General features: G+C 57.8%; 17 protein-coding genes. 7 read left to right on the top strand and 10 right to left on the bottom strand.

Annotated elements, in window-relative coordinates; translation table 11 throughout:
- Positions 1–9 precede the first annotated feature (9 nt).
- Positions 10–324, bottom strand: coding sequence for a DUF3820 family protein (locus FEM03_RS10355; RefSeq protein WP_206170956.1), 315 nt, complete (start codon positions 322–324; stop codon positions 10–12).
- A gap of 19 nt (positions 325–343) precedes the next feature.
- Positions 344–1,564, bottom strand: coding sequence for a homoserine O-acetyltransferase MetX (gene metX, locus FEM03_RS10360; protein ID WP_138086181.1), 1,221 nt, complete (start codon positions 1,562–1,564; stop codon positions 344–346).
- Between the two features lie 146 nt (positions 1,565–1,710).
- Here metX and FEM03_RS24395 point away from each other — a divergent pair, with 146 nt between their 5' ends.
- Both FEM03_RS24395 and dnaA read left to right on the top strand, forming a co-directional pair.
- The gene (locus tag FEM03_RS24395; protein ID WP_166442767.1) at positions 1,711–1,929 is read left to right on the top strand and encodes a hypothetical protein; all 219 of its coding nucleotides are present in this window, start codon (positions 1,711–1,713) and stop codon (positions 1,927–1,929) included.
- Positions 1,930–2,081: 152 nt separating this feature from the next.
- Positions 2,082–3,536, top strand: coding sequence for a chromosomal replication initiator protein DnaA (dnaA, locus tag FEM03_RS10365; RefSeq protein ID WP_138086182.1), 1,455 nt, complete (start codon positions 2,082–2,084; stop codon positions 3,534–3,536).
- A gap of 120 nt (positions 3,537–3,656) precedes the next feature.
- On the opposite strand, the gene FEM03_RS10370 is transcribed toward dnaA, so the two are convergent.
- The 5 genes from FEM03_RS10370 to leuB form a co-directional block, all read right to left on the bottom strand.
- A complete protein-coding gene (locus tag FEM03_RS10370; RefSeq protein WP_138086183.1) occupies positions 3,657–6,152 on the bottom strand; it encodes a glycogen/starch/alpha-glucan phosphorylase in 2,496 nt (831 codons plus the stop codon).
- Between the two features lie 75 nt (positions 6,153–6,227).
- The gene (rsmI, locus tag FEM03_RS10375) at positions 6,228–6,932 is read right to left on the bottom strand and encodes a 16S rRNA (cytidine(1402)-2'-O)-methyltransferase (RefSeq protein WP_138086184.1); all 705 of its coding nucleotides are present in this window, start codon (positions 6,930–6,932) and stop codon (positions 6,228–6,230) included.
- A gap of 117 nt (positions 6,933–7,049) precedes the next feature.
- On the bottom strand, positions 7,050–7,553 hold the full coding sequence (lptE, locus tag FEM03_RS10380) for an LPS assembly lipoprotein LptE (protein WP_166442768.1): 504 nt from the start codon (positions 7,551–7,553) through the stop codon (positions 7,050–7,052).
- Positions 7,554–7,651: 98 nt separating this feature from the next.
- Entirely contained in the window at positions 7,652–9,088 is a 1,437-nt protein-coding gene (bamD, locus tag FEM03_RS10385) for an outer membrane protein assembly factor BamD (protein ID WP_138086186.1), read from the bottom strand.
- A 161-nt stretch (positions 9,089–9,249) separates the two neighbouring features.
- The gene (gene leuB, locus FEM03_RS10390; RefSeq protein WP_138086187.1) at positions 9,250–10,353 is read right to left on the bottom strand and encodes a 3-isopropylmalate dehydrogenase; all 1,104 of its coding nucleotides are present in this window, start codon (positions 10,351–10,353) and stop codon (positions 9,250–9,252) included.
- A 123-nt stretch (positions 10,354–10,476) separates the two neighbouring features.
- Here leuB and FEM03_RS10395 point away from each other — a divergent pair, with 123 nt between their 5' ends.
- The 3 genes from FEM03_RS10395 to FEM03_RS10405 all read left to right on the top strand — a co-directional run bounded on the left by FEM03_RS10395 (position 10,477) and on the right by FEM03_RS10405 (position 12,779).
- Positions 10,477–11,451, top strand: a complete 975-nt coding sequence (locus FEM03_RS10395; RefSeq protein ID WP_206170957.1) for an MDR family NADPH-dependent oxidoreductase — start codon at positions 10,477–10,479, stop codon at positions 11,449–11,451.
- A gap of 96 nt (positions 11,452–11,547) precedes the next feature.
- Positions 11,548–11,799 carry a Sec-independent protein translocase subunit TatA/TatB gene (locus FEM03_RS10400; protein WP_138086189.1) on the top strand — a complete coding sequence of 84 codons (252 nt, stop codon included), beginning with the start codon at positions 11,548–11,550 and terminating at the stop codon, positions 11,797–11,799.
- A 50-nt stretch (positions 11,800–11,849) separates the two neighbouring features.
- Positions 11,850–12,779 carry an endonuclease/exonuclease/phosphatase family protein gene (locus tag FEM03_RS10405; RefSeq protein WP_138086190.1) on the top strand — a complete coding sequence of 310 codons (930 nt, stop codon included), beginning with the start codon at positions 11,850–11,852 and terminating at the stop codon, positions 12,777–12,779.
- A gap of 28 nt (positions 12,780–12,807) precedes the next feature.
- On the opposite strand, the gene FEM03_RS10410 is transcribed toward FEM03_RS10405, so the two are convergent.
- The 3 genes from FEM03_RS10410 to FEM03_RS10420 form a co-directional block, all read right to left on the bottom strand.
- Positions 12,808–13,746, bottom strand: a complete 939-nt coding sequence (locus FEM03_RS10410; protein ID WP_138086191.1) for an N-acetylmuramoyl-L-alanine amidase-like domain-containing protein — start codon at positions 13,744–13,746, stop codon at positions 12,808–12,810.
- 153 nt (positions 13,747–13,899) lie between these two features.
- A complete protein-coding gene (locus FEM03_RS10415) occupies positions 13,900–15,321 on the bottom strand; it encodes a phytoene desaturase family protein (RefSeq protein ID WP_138086192.1) in 1,422 nt (473 codons plus the stop codon).
- A 79-nt stretch (positions 15,322–15,400) separates the two neighbouring features.
- Positions 15,401–19,147, bottom strand: coding sequence for an ABC transporter permease (locus tag FEM03_RS10420; protein WP_138086193.1), 3,747 nt, complete (start codon positions 19,145–19,147; stop codon positions 15,401–15,403).
- A gap of 65 nt (positions 19,148–19,212) precedes the next feature.
- Here FEM03_RS10420 and FEM03_RS10425 point away from each other — a divergent pair, with 65 nt between their 5' ends.
- Both FEM03_RS10425 and FEM03_RS10430 read left to right on the top strand, forming a co-directional pair.
- A complete protein-coding gene (locus FEM03_RS10425; RefSeq protein ID WP_138086194.1) occupies positions 19,213–19,455 on the top strand; it encodes a hypothetical protein in 243 nt (80 codons plus the stop codon).
- A gap of 228 nt (positions 19,456–19,683) precedes the next feature.
- A complete protein-coding gene (locus tag FEM03_RS10430; RefSeq protein WP_138086195.1) occupies positions 19,684–23,913 on the top strand; it encodes a protein kinase domain-containing protein in 4,230 nt (1,409 codons plus the stop codon).
- The last annotated feature ends 100 nt before the right edge of the window (positions 23,914–24,013 follow it).

Here is a 24,013-nt window from a genome sequence, read left to right on the forward strand (position 1 = left end):
GAAGGACGCTCAGTCATCGCTGGCACGCCATTCGCGCTGGCGGGGTTTGCGGAACTGGGTGGGGCCGCCATTGGCTTTGCGTAGGGGGTCGAAGGCGGTGTCGGAACCGTCGGCTTTCATTTGATGCACGATACGAAGCAGTTCGCCAAGCCGACCTTTTGGCCAGGAGTTTTTGCTGGCAAACCAGCCAAGGTATTCGGCGGGGAGATCGTAGATGGGGACGCCATCGGGTGGGAAGGATGCAGGGCCGTATTTACCAAACGGCATGCGCATGGTGCCGATGGCTTTGAGGTCGTCCACCATGCGTTGTTGGATGTCGTCCATGGAGGCGCGATAGGTTTTTTTACATGCCGAACTCGGTGGCTTCTTCGCGTTCTTCGATCGGGGGCAAACTGGCATCGGCCTGCATGAGGGTGTAGGCGAGATGAGGGGTGTAAAGCTCGGGTTCGAGAAGGAAGGAGTCGTGGCCTTTGTCGGAGTGCGTGGTGATGTGCATCACGGGCACCTGACTAGTTTCGAGCGCGCGGACGAGTTCGGCCTGTTCTTCCGGGTAGAAGCAGAAGTCGGAGTCGATGCTGAAGACGAGCCATTTGTGTCCGGCGGCGGCGGAGATGGCGAAGAGTTGTTCAGTGGTTTCAACTCCGGCGGCACGCAGGGGATCGTAGCGAAGCCAGAGGTTGCAGATGCGCAGGTAGGTGTTGGCATCAAATCGTTTCACGAACTTGCGACCTTGATGAAGCATGTAGCTTTCCACATTGTGGCTGAGCTGATACCAGCCCAGGGCATTGTTGCGTTGCTGCACTTCGCCACGGGCGCGGCGCTCGATGGCATCGAGATGGACAAACGTTTTGTGGGAGATCATGCGTGCAAGAGCAAGGCCGAGTTCGGGCGCTTTGCTTTCGTCGTAATTGCCGCCCTGGAAGTGGGGATCGTTTTCAATCGCGAGGACCTGTTCAAAAACGGTGAGCCGACTGAGGACGGTGGTGCGCAGACCGCTGGCGCAGGAGATAACCAGGTGCACACGCTCAGGGAACATGGTGGCGAGGTTGAGCGTGAGGAGTCCGCCGATGGAGTTGCCGAGCACGGCGTGGAGTTTGTTGATGCCGAGTTGATCCAGCAATCGCACTTGGGAACGAACGACGTCGGCACTGGTGACTTGAGGGAAGTCGGGACCGTAGGGGTTGCCGGTGGCAGGGTTGATCGAGGTCGGACCGCTCGTGCCGTAACAACCGCCAAGGTAGTTGGCGCAAATGATGAAGAACTTGTCGGTGTCGAGCGCCTTGCCGGGTCCGATGAAGAGGTCCCACCAGCCGTGTTTGCAATCATCGGTCCAGCGCTGGCTGGTGCCGGGAACGCTTTCACAATAACCGGCGGCATGTTGTGTTCCGGAGAGCGCATGGAACAAAAGAATGGCGTTGTTTTTGCGGGCGTTGAGGGTGCCGTAGGTTTCGTAAGCGAGGGTGAGGTCATCCATCACGGAACCACTGTCAAAGGCGAACGGCTGGCCGGGCGTAGCGATGCGGGCGAACTGAGCCTGCGTGGTGAAGGAAACGGATGCTGACATGGAACGGGTAATGATGAATGGGATACGCAAGCGGGCAAGTGCAATCGCGGTGGGAGTTCCCGACGATCAAAGGCGGTGCGTCCAGAGGAGGCGTGGGGCCGAGGTTTTTTGATTAAATCAGCGGCAATTGAGCCGGGCTTCGTCGATTGAAAGTGTCAAACAAATGCCACTTTATCCGTGACCATTTCAAACAAATTAAGGAAAAAAGCAGAGCGAGTGGTTGGGTGACGGGAAGACAGGTCGGAACTTACTTTTTGAAAGTTTTTTATGATTATTTGAAAGCTCAAAAAGCAAGCAGAGAAATGTTTAAAATTTGCAAGGAATGGCTTGTTCAATGGCCAAGTCGCGCTACAAAAGAGGCATGATTTTTGAGAATTCTCTTCCGCGCTTGGGCAACAGTTCTGGGTCTCCCAGAGTGGAGTTGGTGGGGACGGGAATCGTTTTGTCGGCGCGTCGTGGGTAGGCGGTGAAGTGGACCGTTTGGAATTGAGAGAAAGTTGATCGGAGCGATTGCGTCATGGAAGAATCTTCTGCTGGCTGGTATCAGGGCGGCTCGAAACATCATCTCGAGATGATGTGGGAGCGCATCAGCCATTTGTTAAAAGAGCGTGTGGGCGGTCTGTTGTATGAGCGTTGGCTTGCGGATCTTCAGTTGCTGTCCCTGCAAGGCGGCAAAGTGGTTTTTGAGGTGCCGAGCATCATGCATGAATGCTGGATCTTGGACAACTTCATGCCGGTATTGGATGGGGTGTTGCATGAGGTGTTGGGCACCCGGTGTGAGGTGGAATTTGTCGCCGCCGAGGCGAAGGACCGGCGTTCGTCGCCCATGCCGGTGATGGAGGCGGCGCGTTCGATGGAATCGGCACCGGTGGTGAAGGAAGTGGTGGAACTGACGGCGGGTCCGTTGTTCCAGGGCGACCAGCGTTTGTTGAAGTCGATCAGCACGGCGGGGATCAATCATCGCAACTCGTTCGATACCTTTGTGGAGGGGCCAAACTGCTCCTATTCTTATGCGGTGGCGCGTGCGGTGGCGGAGAAGCCGGGCAAGACTTACAACCCGTTGTTTTTGCATGGTCCGGTAGGGCTTGGCAAAACGCATTTGATGCAGGCAATCGGCCAGGAAATTTTGCGCACCAAGTCGCGCAAGGTGGTGCGTTATGTGACGAGCGAATCGTTCACGAATGAATACATTGATGCGCTTCGGCACGGCAGTGTGACGGACTTTCGCAAGAAATATCGCAAGGTGGATGTGCTGTTGATTGATGACATCCAGTTCTTTGCGGGCAAGGGCAGCACCCAGGAGGAGTTTTTCCACACGTTTAACGATTTGTTCAACAACTTCAAACAGATCGTGCTGACCAGTGATCGTGCGCCGAGTGAGATTCGCAATTTGGAAAGTCGGTTGGTGTCCCGCTTTGAGTGGGGCATGGCGACGCAGATTGAGTCGCCGGATTTGGAGACGCGCATGGCGATCCTGAAGCAGAAGACCAGTTACTGGTCGGTGCCGGTGGAGGACTGGGTGCTGACGTTCCTGGCGGAGAACATTCGCACCAACATTCGCCGCCTTGAAGGGGCCTTGATGAGGGTGGCTGCGCACGTGTCGTTGAACACCGGTAAGCCGTTGACACCGCCAGTTTTGGAAGGGTTGCTGCGCGATATCTTGGAAGAGGCAGATGCAAAGAACATCACCATCGATTGGATTCAAAAAGTGGTGGCAGAGCATTTTGATGTGAGGCTTGCGGACATGACCGGCAAGCGACGCCCGGCGAACATCGCAGGTCCACGGCAGCTGGCGATGTATCTGGCGCGTGAGTTGACCAAGAGTTCTCTGGTGGAGATTGGCGAGGCGTTTGGTGGTCGCGATCACGGCACGGTGATTCACGCCTGCAAAGCGGTGGTGAAGCGTCTGGAGCAGGAGGAGTTTCGTCGTCTGGTGGGGCAACTGACTGAGAAGATCAAGCGAATCGGATGAGGCAAGGTGGGGGGAGACCTCCCCAAAGAGTGAAGCGTTTGGCGCTCTCGAAGTGCCATGCATGGCGCAAAAAAACCGTGCAGCTTGGAGGCTGCACGGTTGGCTCGAACCTGATGAAGTTTACTGCACTTTGATGCTGGGGAGATTCCAGATGTCTTTCGCGTATTCAGCGATGGTGCGATCGCTGGAGAAGAAGCCCATCCTGGCGGTGTTGAGGATGGCCATTTTGGTCCAGTGGGTTTGATCGGCGTAAGCGGCATCGACTTTGGCTTGGGTGTCGACATAATCGCGGTAATCGGCGCAAACGAGGAATGGGTCGCCATGGTCGAGGAGGCTGTTGCGCAGCGGCTTGAAGTCATCGGCGTTGCCGGTGAAGTAGTCGCTGGCGAGCCAGTCGATGGCGGCGCGCAGTTCGGCATCGGCCCAGTAGAAATCATAGGGGTTGTAGCCTTTGGCATACAATGCTTCGACCTGCTCGACGGTGAGGCCGAAGATGAAGATGTTTTCGTCGCCGACTTCGTCTTTGATCTCCACGTTGGCACCGTCGAGGGTGCCGATGGTGAGGGAGCCGTTCAGCGCAAGCTTCATGTTGCCGGTGCCGGAGGCTTCTTTTCCTGCGGTGGAGATTTGCTCGGAGAGGTCGGAGGCCGGGATGATTTTCTCAGCCAATGTGACGCCGTAGTTGGGGAGGTAGACGACCTTGATCTGGTTGTTGATGCGTGGGTCGTTGTTGACCTTCTCGGCCAGGGCATTGATGGCGTGGATGATGTTTTTGGCGAGGAAATATCCTGGCGCGGCCTTGGCACCGAAGATGAAGACCCGCGGTTGGATTTTCAGCTCGGGATTCTGCAGCAGTCGGCGATAAAGGGTGACGATGTGCAGCAAGTTGAGGTGCTGGCGTTTGTATTCGTGAAGACGTTTGATCTGGACGTCGAAGAGGGCGTCGGGACTGACTTCGTATCCGGTGAGCTTGAGGATGATTTCGCAGAGAGTGACTTTGTGGCCGCGTTTGATGTCGCGATAACGCTGCTGGAACTCTGGGTTGTCGGCGAAAGCTTCGAGGGCTTTCAATTTGGAGGCGTCCTTGGTCCAGTCGGTGCCGATGGACTCATTGATGAGGGCGGTAAGCTCCGGATTGCAGACCATGAGCCAGCGGCGGAAAGTCACGCCGTTGGTCATGTTGAGGAACTTGCCGGGATAGAGTTCGTCGAATTCAGGGAAGAGCTTTTCCTTGAGAAGGCGGGTGTGCAGGGCGGCGACACCGTTGGTGGCGTGTCCACCGACGACGGAGAGGTGGGCCATGCGCACGGCTTTGGCACCGCGATCGTCGATAATCGAGAGCTTCTGGAGTTTTTCGAGGTCACCAGGCCATTTGACGGCGACTTCGTTTTCGAGGAAACGCTGGTTGATTTCGAAGATGATTTGAAGGTGGCGAGGGAGAACGCGACCGAAGAGGGGGACGCTCCAGGTTTCGAGGGCTTCGGGAAGAAGAGTATGGTTGGTGTAGGAGAATACTTTTTGGCAGATGCCCCAGGCGTGATCCCAAGTAAGACCTTCCATGTCGAGAAGCAGGCGCATGAGCTCAGGAACCGCGACGGCCGGGTGGGTGTCGTTGAGCTGGACCGCAACTTTATCGGGGAAGAGGTTCCAGTCGGTGTTGTCGCGTTTGAAGCGGCGGATGATGTCGTGCAGGGAGCACGATACGAAGAAGTATTGCTGAACGAGGCGGAGTTCCTTGCCGGATTCGGTGGCGTCGTTCGGATAGAGGACTTTGGAGACGGTTTCGCCGTTGGCTTTTTCCTGGATGGCTTCGACGTAGGCACCCTGGTTGAAAATTTCGAGATTGAACTCGTCAGAGGCGCGGCTTTCCCAGAGACGGAGAAAGTTCACGGTGCTGGATTGGAAGCCGATGATGGGGATGTCCCATGGAAGGCCGATGATGGAGCGGGTGTCTTCCCAGACATAGCTGGCATTGCCGCAGTCATCAAACTGCTGGGTGACATGCCCGTAGAGTTTGACGGTGACGCTGTATTCAGGGCGGACGAGTTTCCAAGGGTTGCCGTTGCGGGTCCAAGCGTCGGGTTGTTCGATCTGTTTGCCGTTGACGAACTCCTGGCGGAAGAGGCCGAATTCGTAATGAATGCCGTAGCCGACGGCCGGGAGGTCGAGAGTGGAGAGGGAGTCGAGGAAGCAGGCGGCGAGGCGTCCGAGACCGCCGTTGCCGAGACCCATGTCGGGTTCTTTATTGACGATGGATTCAAGGTCCTGGCCGAGTTCGCCGAGGGCTTGTTTGGCGGTGTCGTAGAGGCCGGTGTTGCGGAGGTTGTTCTCCAAAAGGCGACCCATGAGATATTCAAGGGAGAGGTAATGGACGCGGCGGACGTTGAGGCGGCGATGTTCGGCCATCGCTTTGAAGGAGGTGTTGAGGGCGCGGTCGCGAACGGCGAGGCAGGTGGCGATCCACCAATGCTGCGGTTGGGCGGCGGGAAGGGAGTGACCCAGGGTGAAAAGGAGATGGCTCTCGATGGATTTTTTTAGCGAAGCGCAATCGTTTTGGGTGAGAAAGTCGTAAGGCTGGTCGGTGGGGGTGGTATTGGGATCGTAGGTCGTTGACATAAAAGTGGCGGAGTGGGGTGGAGGGTGTGAAAGGCGAGGAGGGAGACTGGCTTCAGATTAGGCGGGGCACGTTGGTCATGCTTCGGCGCGGATCATCCAGTTGGGAAGATCGCGTGGTGCGATGACGAGGGGGATTTCGCCTTTGGGTGTTGTGGATTCATAGTGTTCAAGCACGGACTGAGCCGAACCGCGATGGAATTCCTCAAACATTTTGGTCAGTTCCCGCGCAACGACGATTCGGTGATCGGGTCGACAAGTGGCGGCCATTCGGAGGGTGTCGACGAGGCGGTAGGGCGATTCAAAATAGAGGCTGGTGCATTCGCGATCCATGGCGGCGATCACTTCCTTTTCGCGCTGGCCTTTTTTGTGGGGGAGAAATCCGCCGAAGTAGAAGGGGACCGTGGGAAGTCCAGAACCGATGAGGGCGGTGAGGACGGCGCTGGGGCCGGGGATCACTTCGATTTCATGACCCGCATGGATGGCGGCATGAACGAGGCGCTGGCCGGGATCTGAAAGGGTGGGGTTGCCGGCATCGGAGACGAGGGCGATGTTTTTGTCATCGGTGAGTTTCTGAAGAAGTTCGGGGATGCGTCGTGCTTCGTTGTGTTCGGTGAGGGAGAGCAGGGGACGGTGAAGGCCGTGATGCTGGAGGAGGCGTCCACTGTGGCGGGTGTCTTCGCAGGCGACCTGGTCGGCGAGGCGCAGAGTTTCGATGGCGCGCAGGGAGAGGTCGTTGAGGTTGCCGATCGGGGTGGCGATGAGCTGGAGTTTGCCGGGCATCGAAGGAATTTTGAATGAGGAATTTTAAATTTTTAGATGGGGAACAGGGAATGGGCAGAAAAAAGGCGCTGCGGATGGCAGCGCCTTACGGGAATCATCATGGAATAGAAGGCAGGATTACCAGCCTTCGCTGATCTGGCTGGCCATGGAAGTGGACAGGTTTTCGGCAGCATCCGCGAGACCTTGACGCTCGGAAAGTTGCACGTTGGGATCAAGAACAATGTTGGACTGACCGCGGGCGGAACCGGCGTAGACAGGGAGACCGGCGCTGTCTTCAATGGTGTAGTTAACTTGAAGACGCATCAGCAGTTCGCTGGTGCGAAGGGTATTGCTGCGGGCGGAGCGGAACTGGCTGCGCTCAATGGTGGTGATGGTTCCGCGAAGGACGGCGTCGGCCTCGCTGACGGGAACGATCTGATAGGCGCCATCCATCTGGATTTTTTTGATGAGAGCGTTGGTCGCAAGGACTTCCAGGCGGGGCTCAAGCGTGTCGTTTTTGAAGGTCGGCACGGCGAGCTTTTGAATGCCGGCAAGTTGCGAAGGCTTGCTCGATCCGAGTTGGTAGCCAGAGCATCCGGTGAGGGCGAGAATGAGAACGGGCAGGCAGAGGAATTTCTTCATGGACGATGGGTGAATGGGAGAGAGGAGTGCTTGGGAGAAGGATGCCAGAATCAGCCGATGACAATCAGGAGACGGTGGGAGTGCCGTCCCCAGTTTGGTCATGGCTTGGGTTCCGTGACTGGTTCAGGTGTTGCTGCCGGAGCCGGTGCTGGTTTTTCTTCTGCGGCAGGAGCGGGAGTTGGTGCAGCTTCAGATGCTGGTGCAGGAGCTGGTGCGGCAGGAACTGGAAGCTCTGGCGTTGGAGCTTTCATGTCGGGAGCAGCAGCATCAGGGGCAGGAGGGACGGGGAGAAGGAGCGGGTTGGTGCCTTCAGCAGGTGGGAGGAGCATGCCTGGCTGCGTTTGATCGGCAGGACGAACGGGAAGATCTGGCTCCACAAGGGGGATGGGCTGGAAGTTGTCTTCTTCGATGCGCATTTCGGATTTGCGGGACATTTGAGCGATGACAGGGGCTGGAGGACCAGCATATTCGTCACGGTTTTTAATTTGGGTGGCCGCTGGAACGGTGAAGTTTTGGTCCTGCATGGCAGGGGTATTCTTCATTTCCTCAGGGTAGGCTGAGGTGATGGCGGCGAGACGCTCGCGAGCGGCAACGGCAATCTCGGGCGAGCCGCTGGTGAGGGCCTCATTGTAATAGATGGCGGCTGCGGCGGGTTTGCCGGCTTTCTCGTAAAATTTGGCGACTTCGAGCGACTTGAGCGCGAGGGCTTCGTTGCTCTGGCTGAGGAGGGCTTCGGCTTCGCTCATGCGTTCGCCATCGGGATTGGCGAGACGGTAGGTTTCCAAAGCATCTCGGGTGGTGTTGAGATTGGCACTGTCCTGGGTGCGCTGGGCAGCGGCGCTGCTGATGGCACCGATACGGAACTGGGCTTCAGAGGCGAGCTTGGTTCTCGGGTAGTTTTCGACGACGGTTTGAAACGCGATGTTGGCGTTGACCTTGTCGCCGTCGTCCTGGTAGACTTCACCGATGGCGAACTGGGAATAGGAGGCATACTTGCCGTAAGGAGAGTTGCGAATGACACCCTGATACATGGTGACCAGCTCGCTGCGGTCCATCTTCATCGGAATGAGCAACAAGGTGGGCTGCTTTTTGCCGGCGCGGGCTTCTTCAGCAATTTGAAACTGCTGTTCGATGGCGTTGTCGAACAAAGAGCTCTGACGGTAGTCGGTGATGAACTTTTGGAAGGCTTCAAAGGCGTCCTTCAGTTTATCCTGGGAGCGAAGGATGGAGGCGTATTCAAACTGGGCGTTGGCGGCGCTGTTGGTGAAGCGGTAGCGGCTGACGATGTCGCGGTAGATGGAAAGAGCCTTGCCTGCGTCGCCGGTGGACTGGGCGGTTTTGGCGTCGCGCAGCATGGCTTGGGCGGCGGCTTCCTGGGATTGTTGCTCGGAGGCGGAAGGGACGCTGTCAGGGGTCTTTTTGAACCAGTTGACAGGGTTGAGTTTGCTTTGGGCGGCAAGCGGAGTGTCGATTGCTGTCACGGCAAAAACAGTGGCGGTCATCAGGGCGACACGAAAATAAGGCTGCGCGTTCATTATGGTGGCGAAACTAAGAGAGGCTTTTGTGGGCGTCAAGGGATTCGGAATGCGGATTGCGGAAATGGGGGCGGGGCTTTGGAAGTCGGAGGTGGGAAGTGGGAAGTCGGAGGTGGACTTGTTAACTCCGCTTTCTGCCTCCGACCTCCGTCATTGATGGATCAAATGGCCGCGACGATGGCACTGCCGATTTCGGCGGTGTTGACTTTGCGGGTGCCTTCAGCGCCGCTGTAGATGTCGCCGGTGCGGAGGCCGTCATCGATGACCTTGCGAACGGCGGCTTCGATGGCAGCGGCTTCTTTTTCGAGTCCGAGGGAGAAACGCAGCAGAAGGGCGGTTGAGAGGATTTGCGCAATCGGGTTGGCGATGCCTTTTCCCGCGATGTCGGGGGCGGATCCGCCGGAGGGTTCGAAGAGGCCGAAGTAGAGTCCGTCGCCTTTGGCCTGACCGAGGCTGGCGCTGGCAAGCATGCCAAGGCTGCCGGTGATCATGGCCATTTCGTCCGACAGAATGTCGCCGAAAAGGTTTTCGCAGAGGACCACGTCGAAGCTGCGGGGCTGTTTGATGAGCTGCATGGCGGCGTTGTCGACGTAGAGGTGGCTGAGTTTCACGTCGGGATAGTCCTTGGCGACTTCTTCAACCGTGGCGCGCCAGAGGATGCCGTTTTCAAGAACGTTTGCCTTGTCGATGGAGGTGAGTTGTTTGCGACGGCCTTGAGCGGCCTTGAAGGCGACATGGGCGATGCGCACAATCTCGCTCTTTTTGTAGATCATGGTGTCGATGGCGGTCATTTCACCATCTTTTTCGCCACGGAACTTGGGCTGGCCGAAGTAGAGGCCGCCGGTCAGTTCGCGAACACAGAGCACATCGAAGCCGCCCGCGATGAGCTCCTCTTTTACGGGAGAAGCGTGGGTGAGGCTGGGGTAGCAAATGCTCGGGCGAAGGTTGGCGAACAGTCCGAAGTGTTTGCGGAGGGGGAGGAGGGCACCGCGTTCGGGTTGTTCATTGGGGGGAAGGGTTTCCCATTTTGGGCCGCCGACGCTGCCGAAGAGAATGGCGTCGCTGGCTTCGCAGGCGGCGAGAGTCTCGGCAGGGAGGGCTTTGCCCACGGCATCAATGGCGGCTCCGCCGACGAGTTGTTCGGTGAATTCAAAGCTGGGACCGAATTTTTCGCTGATTTTGGCGAGGACGTGGCGTGCCTGGGCCATCACTTCGGGGCCGATGCCATCACCGGCGAGGACTGCGATCTTGTAAGGGGAACTCATGGGAGGGTTTCCTTGGATGGGATTCGAGCGGTGCGCAAGGGCATTTCATTGTGGCTACCCAGCGAAGTCGGCAGAAGGATGATTCTGCTTTCGATGATCGGAGTTTTGGTTTCTACTAAGGGAATGCGTCTTGTAATTCATCAAAGTGGGGTGCCGTCGGAGGTGGTTTTTTTGGAGGAGTTTGAAGCGGGGGAGCCGCAGGGGCATGAGGTCCGGGTAAGAATGTTGTATGCGCCGATCAATCCGGCGGATTTGAATTTCATCGAGGGGACCTATGGAAAGGCACCGAATTTTCCGGCCGTGCCAGGTGTTGAGGGTTGTGGACGGGTGGAATCGGTTGGGGAGGCGGTGGAATCTCTGGAGGTGGGGGATTTGGTGATTCCGTTGTCGGCCTGGGGTTCGTGGACGACGACGATGGTGCTGGCCGAGAATCAGTTCGCGAAATTGCCCAAAGATTTTGATGAGGTGCAGGCGGCGATGCTACGGGTGAATCCGACGACAGCATGGCGGTTGTTGCATGAATATCGACTGCTGGAACAGGGTGACTGGGTGGTGCAGAATGCGGGGAATTCCGGGGTGGGCAGGGCGGTGATTCAAATTGCGAAGTCGCAGGGGTTTCGAACGATCAGTTTTGTGCGGCGGCAGGAGTTGATTGCCGAATTGAAGGCGTTGGGCGGTGACGCGGTGTTTTTGGATGATGCGGAAGGAGTTCGGTTGGCGTTGGAGCTGGTGGGCGAGGAAAAAGTGCGATTGGCTCTGAACGCGGTGGGCGGTGACAGTGCGTTGCGGTTGATGGAGGTGGTGTCGGTGTCGGGAGCGGTGGTGACGTATGGGGCGATGAGTCGTCGAAGTTTGAAAGTCCCCAATAAGTATTTGATTTTCAAGGACTTGGAGATCCGGGGCTGCTGGTTGAGCCGGTGGATGGATCATGCGAGTTCGGCGGAGATTGCGGAGGTGATGCAGCCGCTGGTGGCGATGGTCATGAAGGGGGATTTGCTGCAGCCGGTGGAGCGGGTGTTTGAGGTGGGTGAGTATCGGGAAGCATTGGCGAGGGCGCAGGAGTCGGGCCGGGCAGGGAAGGTATTACTGAAGTTTTAATGATATGGAAGATGTCAGGGATGCGTATTTATCGTAGGCGCAGGGACGAAACTTCCCATTGCGTGAACCCGTTAAAGACCTTATTATCTAGTTATTATGAACCACCCTTTCCTCGCCATCGGTCCTCTCGGCACCACGGAAATGATCATCATCGCAGTGTTGATCCTTGTGCTGTTTGGTGCCAAAAAACTTCCTTCTTTTGCCCGCAGTCTCGGGAAGAGCATGGGGGAATTCAAGAAAGCTCGTGAAGAGTTTGAGCATGAATTGACTACTGCTCAGGACGAAGCTGCCCGCCCTGTGACAAAAGCTCCTGAGCAGCAGCGCATTCCTACGACGACGGACGCGTAATTCCCGTTTTACTTCTTGCCAATATCACCGCTTCATGTTGCCTGTGGGCCATGAAGCGGTTTTGTTTTTTGCCTGGTGTCATCGGAGTTTTGCTTGGGCTGATTGTTGACCTGAGTGCACAAGTCGTTCGGGAACCGGGTGAGGTGGTGTTTTGCGCCTACAACGTAAAGAACTACTTGAAGATGCAGCGTTTTGTGGATGGACAGCGGACGGAAGGGGTGGGCAAGCCGGAGAGGGAAATCAAGGCGGTGGTGAAGTTTTTGACGGAGATCAATGCGGATGTGGTGGGTTTGACCGAGATTGGGTCAAAGGAGGATCTGGAGGATCTGCGGTCGCGATTGAAGAAGAACGGGATCGACTATCCGCATGTGGAGCATGCGCATGGCGGCGACCCGGTGAGGTGTCAGGGGTTGCTGAGCAAGTTGCCGATTGTGGCGAGGGATTCGCAGAAGAGTCTGACGTATAAATTGGGAGAAGTGGTGTTTCCTCTGCAGCGGGGGATTTTGGATGTGACCTTGCAGACGGCTGGTGGAGCTCGGTTCCGCTGCATGGGGGTCCACTTGAAGTCGAAGCGGGAAGTGCCGGAGGCGGATGAGTCATTGATGCGTCGCAATGAGGCGGCGTTGTTGAGGCAGCATGTGGAAGCGGTTCTGGTGAAGGCACCGGAGACAGAATTGTTGGTGTATGGGGATTTTAACGAGAACAGTCATGAAGCCCCGATGGTGGAACTGAGGGGGCGGTCACGTGCGGAGTTGTCGCTATCGGATGTCAAACTGGTGGACACGCGCGGCCAGACCTGGACGTATTATTGGGCGGCTGCGGACGTGTATTCGCGATTTGATTATGTGCTGGCGAACCGGGCGTTGATGAAGCGGGTGAACATGAAAAGTTCTTATGTGTATGACGTGCCAGATTTTTTAACTGGCAGCGATCACCGGCCGGTGGTGGTGAAGTTGGGGTTTGGGGATGTGAAAAAGTAGAAATCCACCAAGGCCCGGGACGGGCCTTCTACTTTGTGGTGAGGCGTTGCAGATTGGCGAGGTAGGTGGGTTTCTCTCGGATGGTCTGACTGCGGGGCAGCGGACGGGCGACGATGATACCGATGTGGCTGTTGAACTCGTGGAGGTAGCCGGAGATGGATTTGTCGATGACCACTTTTTTGTAATTGCGCGAAGCGTGCATGAGGCGCATGACGCCGTCGCTGCCGCGATAAGCGAGGCCGACGTGGGAACAGTGACCGCCGGTGTGTTTGGTGACGATGCCGATGATGTCGCCGGGCTGAATGTTTTTTTCGATGGCGGCAACCTTGGATTTGTGGATGTAGCGGAAGGGCAAAGCGCTTTCGCGGGCTTCGATTTTGGCCATTTGTGGCAGCAGCGAGGGGTTTTTGCGGAGATACCGGTAGCCTTTCCAGAGCACGGTCATTTCCTGGCATTTGCGACCGACGAGGGAAACGGTGGGGCCGACTTTGGTGGTCACCTTGACGACGTTGCCGCGGGCTTCGTTGTCGTAATACCATTCGGCGAGGTAGTGGATGCGGTCCAGGTAATTGCCATTGCAGACGCCGCCGCGGTAGCGGGTCCATTCGATTTCGGCGAGGAGATCGGAGGGGGTGTAGGTGGGTTTGGGCACTTCGATCATGCGGGCAAGGCCGAGGGCGATTTCGAAGAAGGTCCAGCAGTCGAGTCCGGAGAAATTGGCGGAGGCGGATTCGGTGTGATCGTGGATTTCAAGGGTGTAGCCGACGTAGGGTGTGCCGCGCATGGCAAGGCCGAACTTCGCAACGCGTTCGCCCATGGGGAGGGCACGCCAGTTTTGTTGTTGGGCAGTGGCGACGATTTTGTTGAAGGCGGTTTTGTTGGGAAAGGTGAGGGATTGGGGAAGGTGTTCGGCGGCGGGGGCGAGGGGGGCGAGGAACAGGAAGGTGAGAAGGATGAGGCGGGGCATGGGATTGGGATTTGGGGACGTTGGGTGTGGCGAAAGCGGTGTCGACGACGCCAGGATGGCCTTGGCATCTTGGCCACCGCAGTCCAAAAATCGGCGGGACTGGAAATGTGGATACCTTAAGTCTGCGCTCTAAATGGCGATGAGACGAGATCTTTAGGCGGCTACGTTTGAATTTTTCTTGATGACACACTCCGCAGCCCAGTAGCCGCACATGCCGTGGACACCGCCGCCGGGGGGGGTGGAGGCGGAGCAAAGGAAGATTTTTGGGTTGGGAGTGGCGTAGGGATCGATGAGGCTGACAGGGCGGGTGAGGAGTTGCCGCCAGTCGGTGACGCCACCAACAACGTCGCCGCCGATGTAATTGGGGTTGTAGTGCTCCATGTGCTCGGTGTTGAGCACGTGGGCGTCGAGGATGGTGTCGCGGAAACCGGGGGCAAAACGTTCGATTTGGGCCTCGATGGCGGGCCGCATGTCGCGGGTGCAGCCGTTGGGGACATGGCAATAGGTCCAGGCGATGTGCTGATCTTTGGGGGCGCGACCGGGGTCGGTGATGGTGGGTTGGGCGACGAGGAGGAAGGGATGCTCGCTGGGTTTGCCTTCCCACGCGGCGCGTTCGGAGGCGGCGACTTCGTCGATGGTGCCGCCGACGTGGACGGTGCCGGCTTTGCGACAGGCTTCGTTGCGCCAGGGGATGGGGGCGTTGAGGGCGTAGTCGATTTTGAAGACGCCGGGGCCGTGGCGGTAACGGTTGAGTTTACCGAGGTAACGTTTGGGCAGGGAATCGGCGCAGATCTTGGCGAGGTTCTTGGGGCTGATGTCGAAGAGGTAGGCGTCGGCGTCGGGGAGGTCGGTGAATTTGGTGACGGGAGTGTTGAGCTGGATTTTGCCGTTGAGAGATTTAAGGATTTTGATGAGGGCTTTGGTGATGGACTGGGAGCCGCCTTTGGGGATGGGCCAGCCGCCGACGTGGGCGCTCATTTGCAGCATGAGGCCGATGGCGGAGGTGAAAGGGTTTTCGAGGGCGATGACCGAGTGGGCGGCGTTGCCGGCGAACAGGGCACGGGCTTCGGGGGTGGAGAAGTATTTTGCGAGGAGGGTGGCAGGAAGGGCGGCGGGAATGCCGAAGCGGGCGGCCGCGAGCGGGTTGGTGGGGATGGCGGCGGGGCGGAGGAGGTCGGAATAGAGGTCGAGGGCGTTTTTGACGAGGGGTTCGAAAAGGCGGCGATAGCGTGGGGCATCTTTGCCGAGGGCGGCGGCGGTTTGGCTGAGCGATTGGTAGAGGACGACGGCGTGACCGGGGGTAATCGGGTGGGCGAGGGGGATTTCGGGATGCAGCCACTTGAGGCCGTGCGATTCGAGGTCGAGGCTGCGGAGGTAGGGCGAGGCGACGCCCATGGGATGGACGGCGGAGCAGACGTCGTGATGAAAGCCGGGGAGGGTGAGGTCTTTGGTGCGGGTGCCACCGCCGGGGGTGTCGGAACCTTCAAGGACCGTGGTTTCCCAACCGGCCTGGGCGAGGCGGATGGCAGCGGTGAGTCCGTTGGGGCCGGAGCCGATGATGATCGCAGTGGGCACTTTGAAAGGATGAAGGATGAAGGCGAAAGGATGAAGGATGAAGCGAAGTAAAACTTCGCGGTCCCTTTTCAATTATCAACTACACTCTGGAGAGTTGTCGGCGGAGGGCGGCGTGGACGGTGATGATGACGCCGATGAGGGTGAGGATCATGATGACGAAATTCAGCCACAGGGTGTTGATTTTGATCTCCTGCCACCAGGGTTTCTTTTCTTTCACACCTGTGAAGCTTTGCACGGCTTCAAGGGTGTTGGGCTGAGGGAGGGGTTTTTCTTTTTCCTGAATGAGGCTGAAGGTTTTTATGGTGCCGAAGAAGACGTTGGGGGTGGACTCTCGACGGTAGTCTTCGCGTTCCATTTCGGCTTTGGTGACGAGGTCAAGAACCTTGCGGTTGACATAAATTTCCTCGGCGCTGACGCTGTTCCTGCTGCTGTGATCGGCGGCGATTTCGGGATCGAGTTTGCCGGTGGACAGGACTTCGTTGATAATGTTGCCAAGGCGGCTGCTGACAGCTTGTGGATCGCGGTCCTGGAGGCCGGAGACAACGGCGAGGGCTTGTTTGGTGACGTCGAGTTCTTCGCGCTGGGCTTCGGTCATTTCCACGTCTTCGGGGAGGTTGATGAGGGTCTGAATGCGTTCTTCGAGTTTGCTCTGGGCACTGCTAAGGGGGTTGAGTTTGGCCTGGGCGATGATGGCGCTTTCATAGGACCAGCGAAGCGGCATGATCTGGCAGATGAGGGGGACTTTCAATTTGCTGGCTTCGACGGGATCGCCGCCCTGTTTCTCGATCCATTGACGGATGGAGTAGACGAAGTCGAGGTTGCGGTTCATTTCCTCGTATTTGATGAGGGCGCCGCCGAGGATGATCTGCGGGATGAGGAGAAGCGGGATGATGTTGAGGGCGGTGCGGATGTCGTGGACCAGCGTGGAGACGAGCAGGCCAAGACAGACCCCGGTCAAAGAGGTGAGGAACATCCAGAAGAGGTGGATGGTGAACATCTCGCGCAGTTCCAGGACGGCGTTGCCGATGAGCAGATAAATGACGCACTGGATGAGGGAGAAGGTGGAGAGGGAGAGGATTTTGCCGATGATGTAGTAGCTGATGCGCAGATTGTGATTGCGCTCGCGGCTGAGCATGGGTCGGTCGCGGATGATTTCGTCGGCGCTGTTGGTGAGGCCGAGGAACATGGCGACAACCAAGGTGAGGAAGAGGTAGGTGGGGATGTGGAAGGCGCTGGCGAAGGTGTAGGTGGAGTCGTCTTCGGAATAGCGAAGCACCATCGAGATGAGCAGCGCGAGGGTGGGGGCTTCGAGAAGGGTGGTGAGGAGGTTGGCGCGGTTGCGGAGTTTGCTGAGGAACGCACGTTTGACCATGGTGGCGAAGAGGATGGTCTCTTCGCGGAAGGTGTGCTGGGGGGGGATGGGGAGCTTGCGTTGGGTATGGGCGAGCGAGTCGAGAAGGGTGGCGTCGCGGTTGGGGCTGGGGGCTTCAACGGTTTTGGGGGCCATGCTGTGCATGACGGAATGGGTCTGGAAGCGGTCGCGCCAGAAGTTGGGGGGGAATCGGCGTGCGGCGACCATGTGTCCATCGCCGGTTTGTTCGTGGATGACGTCACCGCTGATGTCGCGAAGAGGGGTTTCAAGCACGTCGAATACCAGGTCGGGCGTGACGCTGTCGGGCATGGGCTGTGCCTGGGGTTCCTCGATCTGGCCGGTTTCTTCGTGGAGGGCCTGCCAGAAGTATTCGAGCATGCCGCGCGGGGTGCCGAAGAAGGCCATTTTGCCGCCTTTGTCGAGGAGCAGGGCCTTGTCGAATTTTTGCAGGAGTTTGGTGCTGGGCTGGTGGATCGACGCGAAAACGATCTTGTTTTTGGCGAGGTTGCGGATGAGGTCGAGGACGTGTTCGGAGTCTTTGGAGGAAAGGCCGGAGGTGGGTTCGTCGAAGAGGTAGACGTCGGCGATGCCGATCATGTCGAGACCGGCGTTGAGGCGTTTGCGTTCGCCACCTGAGAGGAATTTTTGCTGCGGAGTGCCGGCCAGGCGGTTGCGGAGTTCGTTGAGGCCGAGTTCGATGAGTTTGGCGTCGACGCGTTTGCGGCGTTCCTCACGCGGAAGGTGGGGGCAGCGGACGGCGACGGAGAAGTCGAGGTTTTCTTTGACCTTGAGGAGGGTGTCGTAGGCGTCCTCCTGGGGGATGTAGGCGATGTAGGGACAGAGGTTGTCGAGGTTTTCGTAAAGCGGGTGGCTGTTGAGCAGAATGTCTCCGCTGCGGGGTTTGAGCTGGCCGCCGAGGGTGCGAAGGAGGGTGGATTTGCCGCAACCGGAGGGGCCCATGACGCAGATCATTTCACCGCGACGGGCGAGCAGGCTGATGCCGTCGAGGGCGGTGTCCTGTCGGTCGTAACGATGGCCGACTTCGCGGAGTTCAAGTTGGCGGACGACGTTGCGTTCCTCTTCGATGATGCGGTCGGCAAAGTGGCAGCGGAGGTATTGGCCTTCGCCGAGAATGATGGTGTCGCCGTCGTGGAGGAGGGCGCGTTCGCGAATGGTGTGGTTGCCGACGTAGATGGGCCGGTCGGTGCGGAGGATCTCGAGTTCTCCGGTTTTGTCCTCGTAATGGATGACGATTTTGAGGAGGATCTCACCTTCGCCGTTTTGGGTGAGGAGGATGTCGCCTTCGTCGAGGAGGTCGGGGTTGTTGGAGACGAGGTAGGTGTTGCGGGAGCCTTCAAGGCGGAATTGTTCTCCGAATTCACGGGCGCGGCGGCGCAGTTCGTGGAGGGAGATTTCGATGTCGCCCTGGGCGATGATTTTGTCCTCGATGGAGGCTTCAATGGAGGTGCCTTCTTTGAGGGCGAGGCCGTTGATTTTGGCGTCGGTATCGCGCAGGGCCTCGATGAGGACGGTAAGGCCGAAGGAGATGCGCAGGTTGGTGCCGCGGCTGCGGGTCTGGGTGATTTCGGCGGAGCCTTCTTCGGTAAGGGTCAGGTAGAGCTGGGTGCCGGTGAGGTTTTTCTTGGCGTTGAAATAGGAGATAAGGTCGGCGTAGTCGAGGGAGATGTCTTCGAGGACGAGGCGTTCGCTGGTGTAGAGTCGGGAAAAGTCGCCGGGACGCAGGATACGGGAGCGGACGAGGATGTTGACGGAGCCGGTGTTTTTGAGGAGGAGGAGGTTTTGGAAACGGAAGGCGGTGACGTTGCAGCCGGGACTTAGGGAGCGGAGGAGGACGTCGCTGGGCTGCTGCGAGGCGATGCGAAGGGTTTCAAGAGGCTGGCCGCTTTTGGTGCGGAAGTCGGTTTCGTCGGAGGGTTTGTCTTCGGCGTTGAGCTGGTAAACGATGTCAATGGCCTGGGCAGCGATGCCCAGGTTGGTCATGAAAAGGTAGAATTCGACAAGCTGCTGGCGGGAGTTTTCGGAACGGGAGATGAGCAGGTAGAGCTGAACGCCGAGGAGGATTTTTTGTTCAACGGATAGGCTGCGGGACAGTTCGCGAGCGCGTGCGGAGAGATCCTGGGGTTTTTGGAGGGCTTCGAAGTAGATGCGGCGCAGTTCGGAGTAGATGGCCTCCGGGTAGTCGTAGCGCATGAAGCCGAGGGAGGAGTCGATCTCTTCCTCCATGATTTCTCCGTCAATCATGGAGAATCCGGCGAACACTTCCATGAGCACGGGAAGCATGGAGCTGTTGACGGTTTCGGGGGAGAGTCCGCGCAGTCGGCGCAGGGCGCGTCGCCACCAGGGCTGGCGGGCGCCGAGGACGCTGGCCATGGCCTTGCTCGCCGCGCGGGTGGGGCGCTGGGTGGGTGGCGTTGGCTCGGTGATATGACTCATGGGCGACTTGTAAGAGTAGGCGTTAGGCGTGCTGGCACAAGGCGCAAATTGGCGGATGTGAAGGGTTGACTGGGGGTGTGGAGGAACGGGTGGATCAGGCCACGGGGACCTGGTTGCTTGGCAGCATGGCGATGGCGTTGTCGCGGATTTCGACGCCGAGTTTTCGGACGCACTCCGGCAGTCAAGGGCGAGACGAGGAGGGGATGCGGGGGGAATCGAATTTCCGTGCAGGATCTGAACCCCACATCAAGAAGTTTAGACGGCCGTTTCGACGCAGCAATCGGCTGGAGGTGGAAGTGTTGCTGTAAGACAATGCCTTATCGTTGAGGGGATGTGCATTTTTGTGTCTACTTGGCACGAAACTTGTGCTCGATTGAACAAGTGACATGCTAAACTTTGGGTCGCGGGGCGATCGATGCTTTGACATTTCTTTTCTTGATCGGTGCTATTTGTGTCGAAAAATTCGCCGAGAAGATAAGAAATAAGTGCCGTTAATATGGGTAACAAGGCATGTGACAAGTTAACTAATTCTTAAGATGAATGATCTACCCATTGACGGTGATTCGGGGGACGTAGAAGCTGACTTTCAGCTGAAGAGACCGCAATCGGGTTCGCGACCGTCGGTGTATTGGGAGCCACCAACATTGGGCGAATTGCAGGAGATGTTGCCGTCGTATGAGTTTTTGGATCTTTTGGGACGTGGAGGTATGGGGGCGGTGTTCCGGGCGAGGCAGCTTTCTTTGGACCGATTGGTGGCGATCAAGGTGTTACCCGGGGATGTTTTCGATGATGAGGATGCGACGTTTGTGCAGCGTTTTCAAAACGAAGCGCGGACGATGGGGCGGATGAATCATCCTGGCATCGTCAACGTGTTTGACTTCGGAGAGGCGGTGGGAACGGGGTCCGGGCAGCGGCTGTTGTATTTTGTGATGGAGTATGTGGAGGGGACGGACGTGTCGAAGATGGTGTTGGATCAGGGGCGTCTGGCACCGGCGCATGCGCTGGCCATTGCGGCGCATGTGTGTGATGCCCTGACCTATGCCCATGGTCATGGGGTAATCCATCGCGACATCAAGCCGGCGAACGTGCTGATCAATCGCGAGGGGCAGGTGAAGGTGGCGGATTTTGGTTTGGCCAAGGGTGCGGAAACTGAGGAAAAGTTGGGCATGACGCGGCAGGACGTGGCGCTCGGGACGCCGGATTATGTGGCGCCGGAAGCACTGGTGGTGGGAATGGAGTCGGATCATCGCGGGGATCTTTATGCGGTGGGGGTGATGCTTTACAACATGCTGACCGGAGAAATTCCGCGTGGGATGTTTCAGTTGCCGAGCGACAAGGTGGGGTCGGATTCACGTTTTGATAAGATCATTGTGAAGGCGATGCAGGCGGATCGGGAATTGCGATATCAAAGTGCGGGCGAGATTCGTCGAGCGCTGGATGAGATTCTGACGACACCGATGGTAAAACTCGAGGCGGACGATGACGACATTCCGAGAGCAGTGTTGGCGGATTCTCGACCGATGGGTCAGCGTCCGGGGCCGGGCGGGGGTGTGGGGCGGCATTCCGGGCCGGTGAAAGTGCAGGGCCAAGCGCATGCGCATGGCCAGCAGGTTTTGCCCCAGCGGAGGACGGCTCCGGTTCAAGTGATGAAGCACGAGGAACCCACAAAGCCGGGGTGGTTGATTCCTGCGTTGGTGATGGTGCCGGTGTTGGCGGTGAGTGGGTGGTTTTTGATGAAGCCTGCGGTGAAGGTGGAATCGCGCGTCGGTGGGCCTGAACCGGTGCTGGTCGTTGAAAAGGCTCCTGTGGAAGAGGGGCTTTATCCTCGAGGCAAATGGGTGGGAGTGTTTACGAAGGCGGCGGATGTCGCGAGATTCACGCAGGGGGATAGTCCTGCCATGCGGTTTGATCCTGACGGGGGGATGAGGTTTGCCAAGTATGTGTCGTTGGCGGTGCCTGAGGCCAGTGGCAAGGATTGGGGGATTCGCGCCAGGTTTCGGATGATGAAGGATCGGGATGTGGAGGTGAAGCTGCGCAACAGCGCGAATCATTTTTATGGAGTGAGGATCAAGAAAGGGATGGCATCGTTGGTGTATCATCGGCGGCATGATGACAAGGCGATGGCGGGAATGAGTTTTCCGGAGCCGATCAAGCTGGATTTTTTGCGTGAGAATGAGGAGTTCGACGTGGAGTTTTTTGCCGTTGGAAAACGGTTGGTGGCGAGGGTGGCAAATCGATATTTGGGCAGGGCGGTGGATGATAAAATTGAGCAGGGCGAACTGAGCATTTATGGGTGCATGAACGTGCGGAACATTCAGGTCATGAGGCTTGATGGGATGGAGGAAGGGGAGGCGCTGAGGCTGGCGCGGGTGGACCGGATTGGGGTGGATGTGAGTCCGGATGCGGTTCCCATTCGTCGTCCATCGGCACCACCGGCATCGAAACCAATGCTGGCTGAAAGCACAGGCGGGGTGAAAGTGTTTCCGCCAGGCGAGTGGGTGCGGTTGTTTGAAAAATGGGAGCAGCTGCCGACCAAGTTGCGGCAGGATGGAGAGTCGAAAATGGAGGCAGATGGATGGCTCACGACAAAGTATGATTTTCATTTGAATGACTTCAAAGTGAGGAATGGCGGGATACGCGCCACCTTCCGTAAGGTGGATGGTTTGCCTTCGCCAATGTTGCGGATTCGCATGAACAACGATCCGACAGGCGGAGGTTATGAGTATGCGATCGCCGGTCGCCGCAAGGTTCGCGTGATCCAGAGAGGATCGGGGGCTTTTGTAACGGACATCGCGGGGGAGACGGCTCCCAACGCGGCTTCAGTGGTCGAGAATGGTGGGGAGTTTAACCTGGAACTGTTTGCCGTCGGTTCACGTCTGTGGGGTCGGCATAACGGCGAGGTGGTAAGTGTGGCGGATCATGACCGCTGGAGTGAAGGCTTCATGGCGTTGTTTCCGAAGAACCAGCCGGTGCGTGGCATTGAGGTGATCAATCTGGATGGATTGTCGGAGGCGGAGGCGCTGGCGAAAGTGGGGCTTGATGAGAAGGCGGCGGCGGATACTGGCGGAAAAATGCTGGCGGCGGGGAAAACCCAAGAGGGAGATCTGCGCGGGCTGCCGCCCGAGTTTGCCGAGTTGCAGAAGCGCATGGAGGGGTTGATGACGGAGCGTGTGACCGGTCCGTATGAGCAGGCGTTGAAGAAGTTGAATGCGGGTTACCTGGTGGCTCTGGGACGGGAGGACACCAATGCCCGGCAGGCGGGCAATCTGGATGAAGTGTTGGTTTTTCAACAGGCCGCAGCGCTGGTGAAGTCAGATGCCCTTGCGCTGGTCCCGGCGGAGGATGGAGCGGGGGTGCCGGAGGTGCTCAAACGACTACGCAGCACGTGGCGGGGGACCTATGCGGGTATTGTCCAGACACGTGAGGGGGCGGCGAAGGGATTACAGTCCCAATTTGATGCAGCGCTGGTGAAGCTGGAGGCTACCTTGACGCAGCAGGATCGGGTGCAGGACGCTTTAGCGGTTCGCGGTTGGCGGGAGGGGATGATGAAGCCGGGACAGGCGGGGACGATGGCAACGGCGGCTTTGGAGCAGGTGAGTTTGGAAACGAAACCGGTGCCGGCATCGCCTGCTCCATCTCCAATTCCAACTCCAACTCCAGCTAAAGAGGTTCCCAAGGTTGCGGAGGCTAAAACGCGAGACACGGAAGTTGCAGCGGGACCGGGAGATGCAAAAGCGGCGGCGTTGATGGTTTTCAGCAAGGAAGGCACGGTGGAGATTCAAGTGGGAAGGGAGGTTCGCACCGCGAAGGCGGAGTCGGACCTGCCCGAGCGGGGATTTGAATTGGTGGGTGTCCGCATGGTAGGGGCGGCGGCGAATCGTCGTCCCATTTCCAAAGAGGAGATGCAAACTTTGGGTGGGTTGCGGGAATTGAAGGTGTTGCGGATGGAGTATATGAATGTGGAGGATGAGGCCTTGCGGGTTTTGGCCAGCCTTTCGGCCTTGCGTGAGCTGGTGATGAGGGAGAATCAGTCGATGACAGATGAAGGGCTGGCCATTTTGGGGACACTGAAGGATTTGGAGCGGCTCAACCTTGAGGGGTCGCGGCAAGTGACCAGTGCAGGGATTGGTCATTTGCGAGGACTAAAGAACCTGAGGGATTTGCACCTGGCGCATTGTCCGAAGCTGGATGTCGCGATGCTGCCTCATCTCGCTGACATGAAATCGCTGACCTTGCTGTCGCTGCATGCCTGCCTTGCGATTGCGGGCGAGGATCTGGAGAGGGCGATTTCATTGCCGTCCTTGAGGTCAACCTCTTTCAGCGCGTCCCAAGTGGAAACTCCCATCGATCTGAAGGCCGCCAAATCACTGATGACCTGCCGGTTTTATGGGAACAATCCGAATGATTTAATGACCGAGGTCGAGATGATCACTCTCACTTCTTCCCCCAGTGTGAATCATCTTTTGCTGGATGGCAGGATGCTGAACGAGGGTCATTTGGTCAGGCTGGGCGAAATGCCGGGGTTGACGAGCGTCATGTTTCAGAATGTGGCGCTGCCCGGGAGTGGACTGACTTCCATCAAGGGAGGAAGAATTGAGCGGGTGGGGCTGCGTGGGATGAGATTTACGGATGGAATGCTGGCGGAGATGGCGCAGATAAAATCTCTCAAGGTGATCGAAATCTTTCCGGGCACCCAGGTAACGGCCGAGGGGTTGGCGAAATTCTCCAAGCTGCGGGCCGATGTAAGAATCGATCATCGGAGCTAGCCAGGGCGTTGTCAGATGGAAGGAGATTTGGGGGCTTTAGAGTGGCACAACTCGCAAGTCGGGCGATTGAACGTGAAAAAACTGTGTTTGGTGGAGATCA

The organism is Phragmitibacter flavus (assembly GCF_005780165.1).
GTDB classification, from domain to species: domain Bacteria; phylum Verrucomicrobiota; class Verrucomicrobiia; order Verrucomicrobiales; family Verrucomicrobiaceae; genus Phragmitibacter; species Phragmitibacter flavus.

Coding starts and splice junctions, on each gene's coding strand:
- FEM03_RS10355 (WP_206170956.1), bottom strand. CDS start 324: ATGGACGACATCCAACAACGCATGGTGGACGACCTCAAAGCCATCGGC.
- metX (WP_138086181.1), bottom strand. CDS start 1,564: ATGTCAGCATCCGTTTCCTTCACCACGCAGGCTCAGTTCGCCCGCATC.
- dnaA (WP_138086182.1), top strand. CDS start 2,082: ATGGAAGAATCTTCTGCTGGCTGGTATCAGGGCGGCTCGAAACATCAT.
- FEM03_RS10370 (WP_138086183.1), bottom strand. CDS start 6,152: ATGTCAACGACCTACGATCCCAATACCACCCCCACCGACCAGCCTTAC.
- rsmI (WP_138086184.1), bottom strand. CDS start 6,932: ATGCCCGGCAAACTCCAGCTCATCGCCACCCCGATCGGCAACCTCAAC.
- lptE (WP_166442768.1), bottom strand. CDS start 7,553: ATGAAGAAATTCCTCTGCCTGCCCGTTCTCATTCTCGCCCTCACCGGA.
- bamD (WP_138086186.1), bottom strand. CDS start 9,088: ATGAACGCGCAGCCTTATTTTCGTGTCGCCCTGATGACCGCCACTGTT.
- leuB (WP_138086187.1), bottom strand. CDS start 10,353: ATGAGTTCCCCTTACAAGATCGCAGTCCTCGCCGGTGATGGCATCGGC.
- FEM03_RS10395 (WP_206170957.1), top strand. CDS start 10,477: ATGCGTCTTGTAATTCATCAAAGTGGGGTGCCGTCGGAGGTGGTTTTT.
- FEM03_RS10400 (WP_138086189.1), top strand. CDS start 11,548: ATGAACCACCCTTTCCTCGCCATCGGTCCTCTCGGCACCACGGAAATG.
- FEM03_RS10405 (WP_138086190.1), top strand. CDS start 11,850: ATGAAGCGGTTTTGTTTTTTGCCTGGTGTCATCGGAGTTTTGCTTGGG.
- FEM03_RS10410 (WP_138086191.1), bottom strand. CDS start 13,746: ATGCCCCGCCTCATCCTTCTCACCTTCCTGTTCCTCGCCCCCCTCGCC.
- FEM03_RS10420 (WP_138086193.1), bottom strand. CDS start 19,147: ATGAGTCATATCACCGAGCCAACGCCACCCACCCAGCGCCCCACCCGC.
- FEM03_RS10430 (WP_138086195.1), top strand. CDS start 19,684: ATGAATGATCTACCCATTGACGGTGATTCGGGGGACGTAGAAGCTGAC.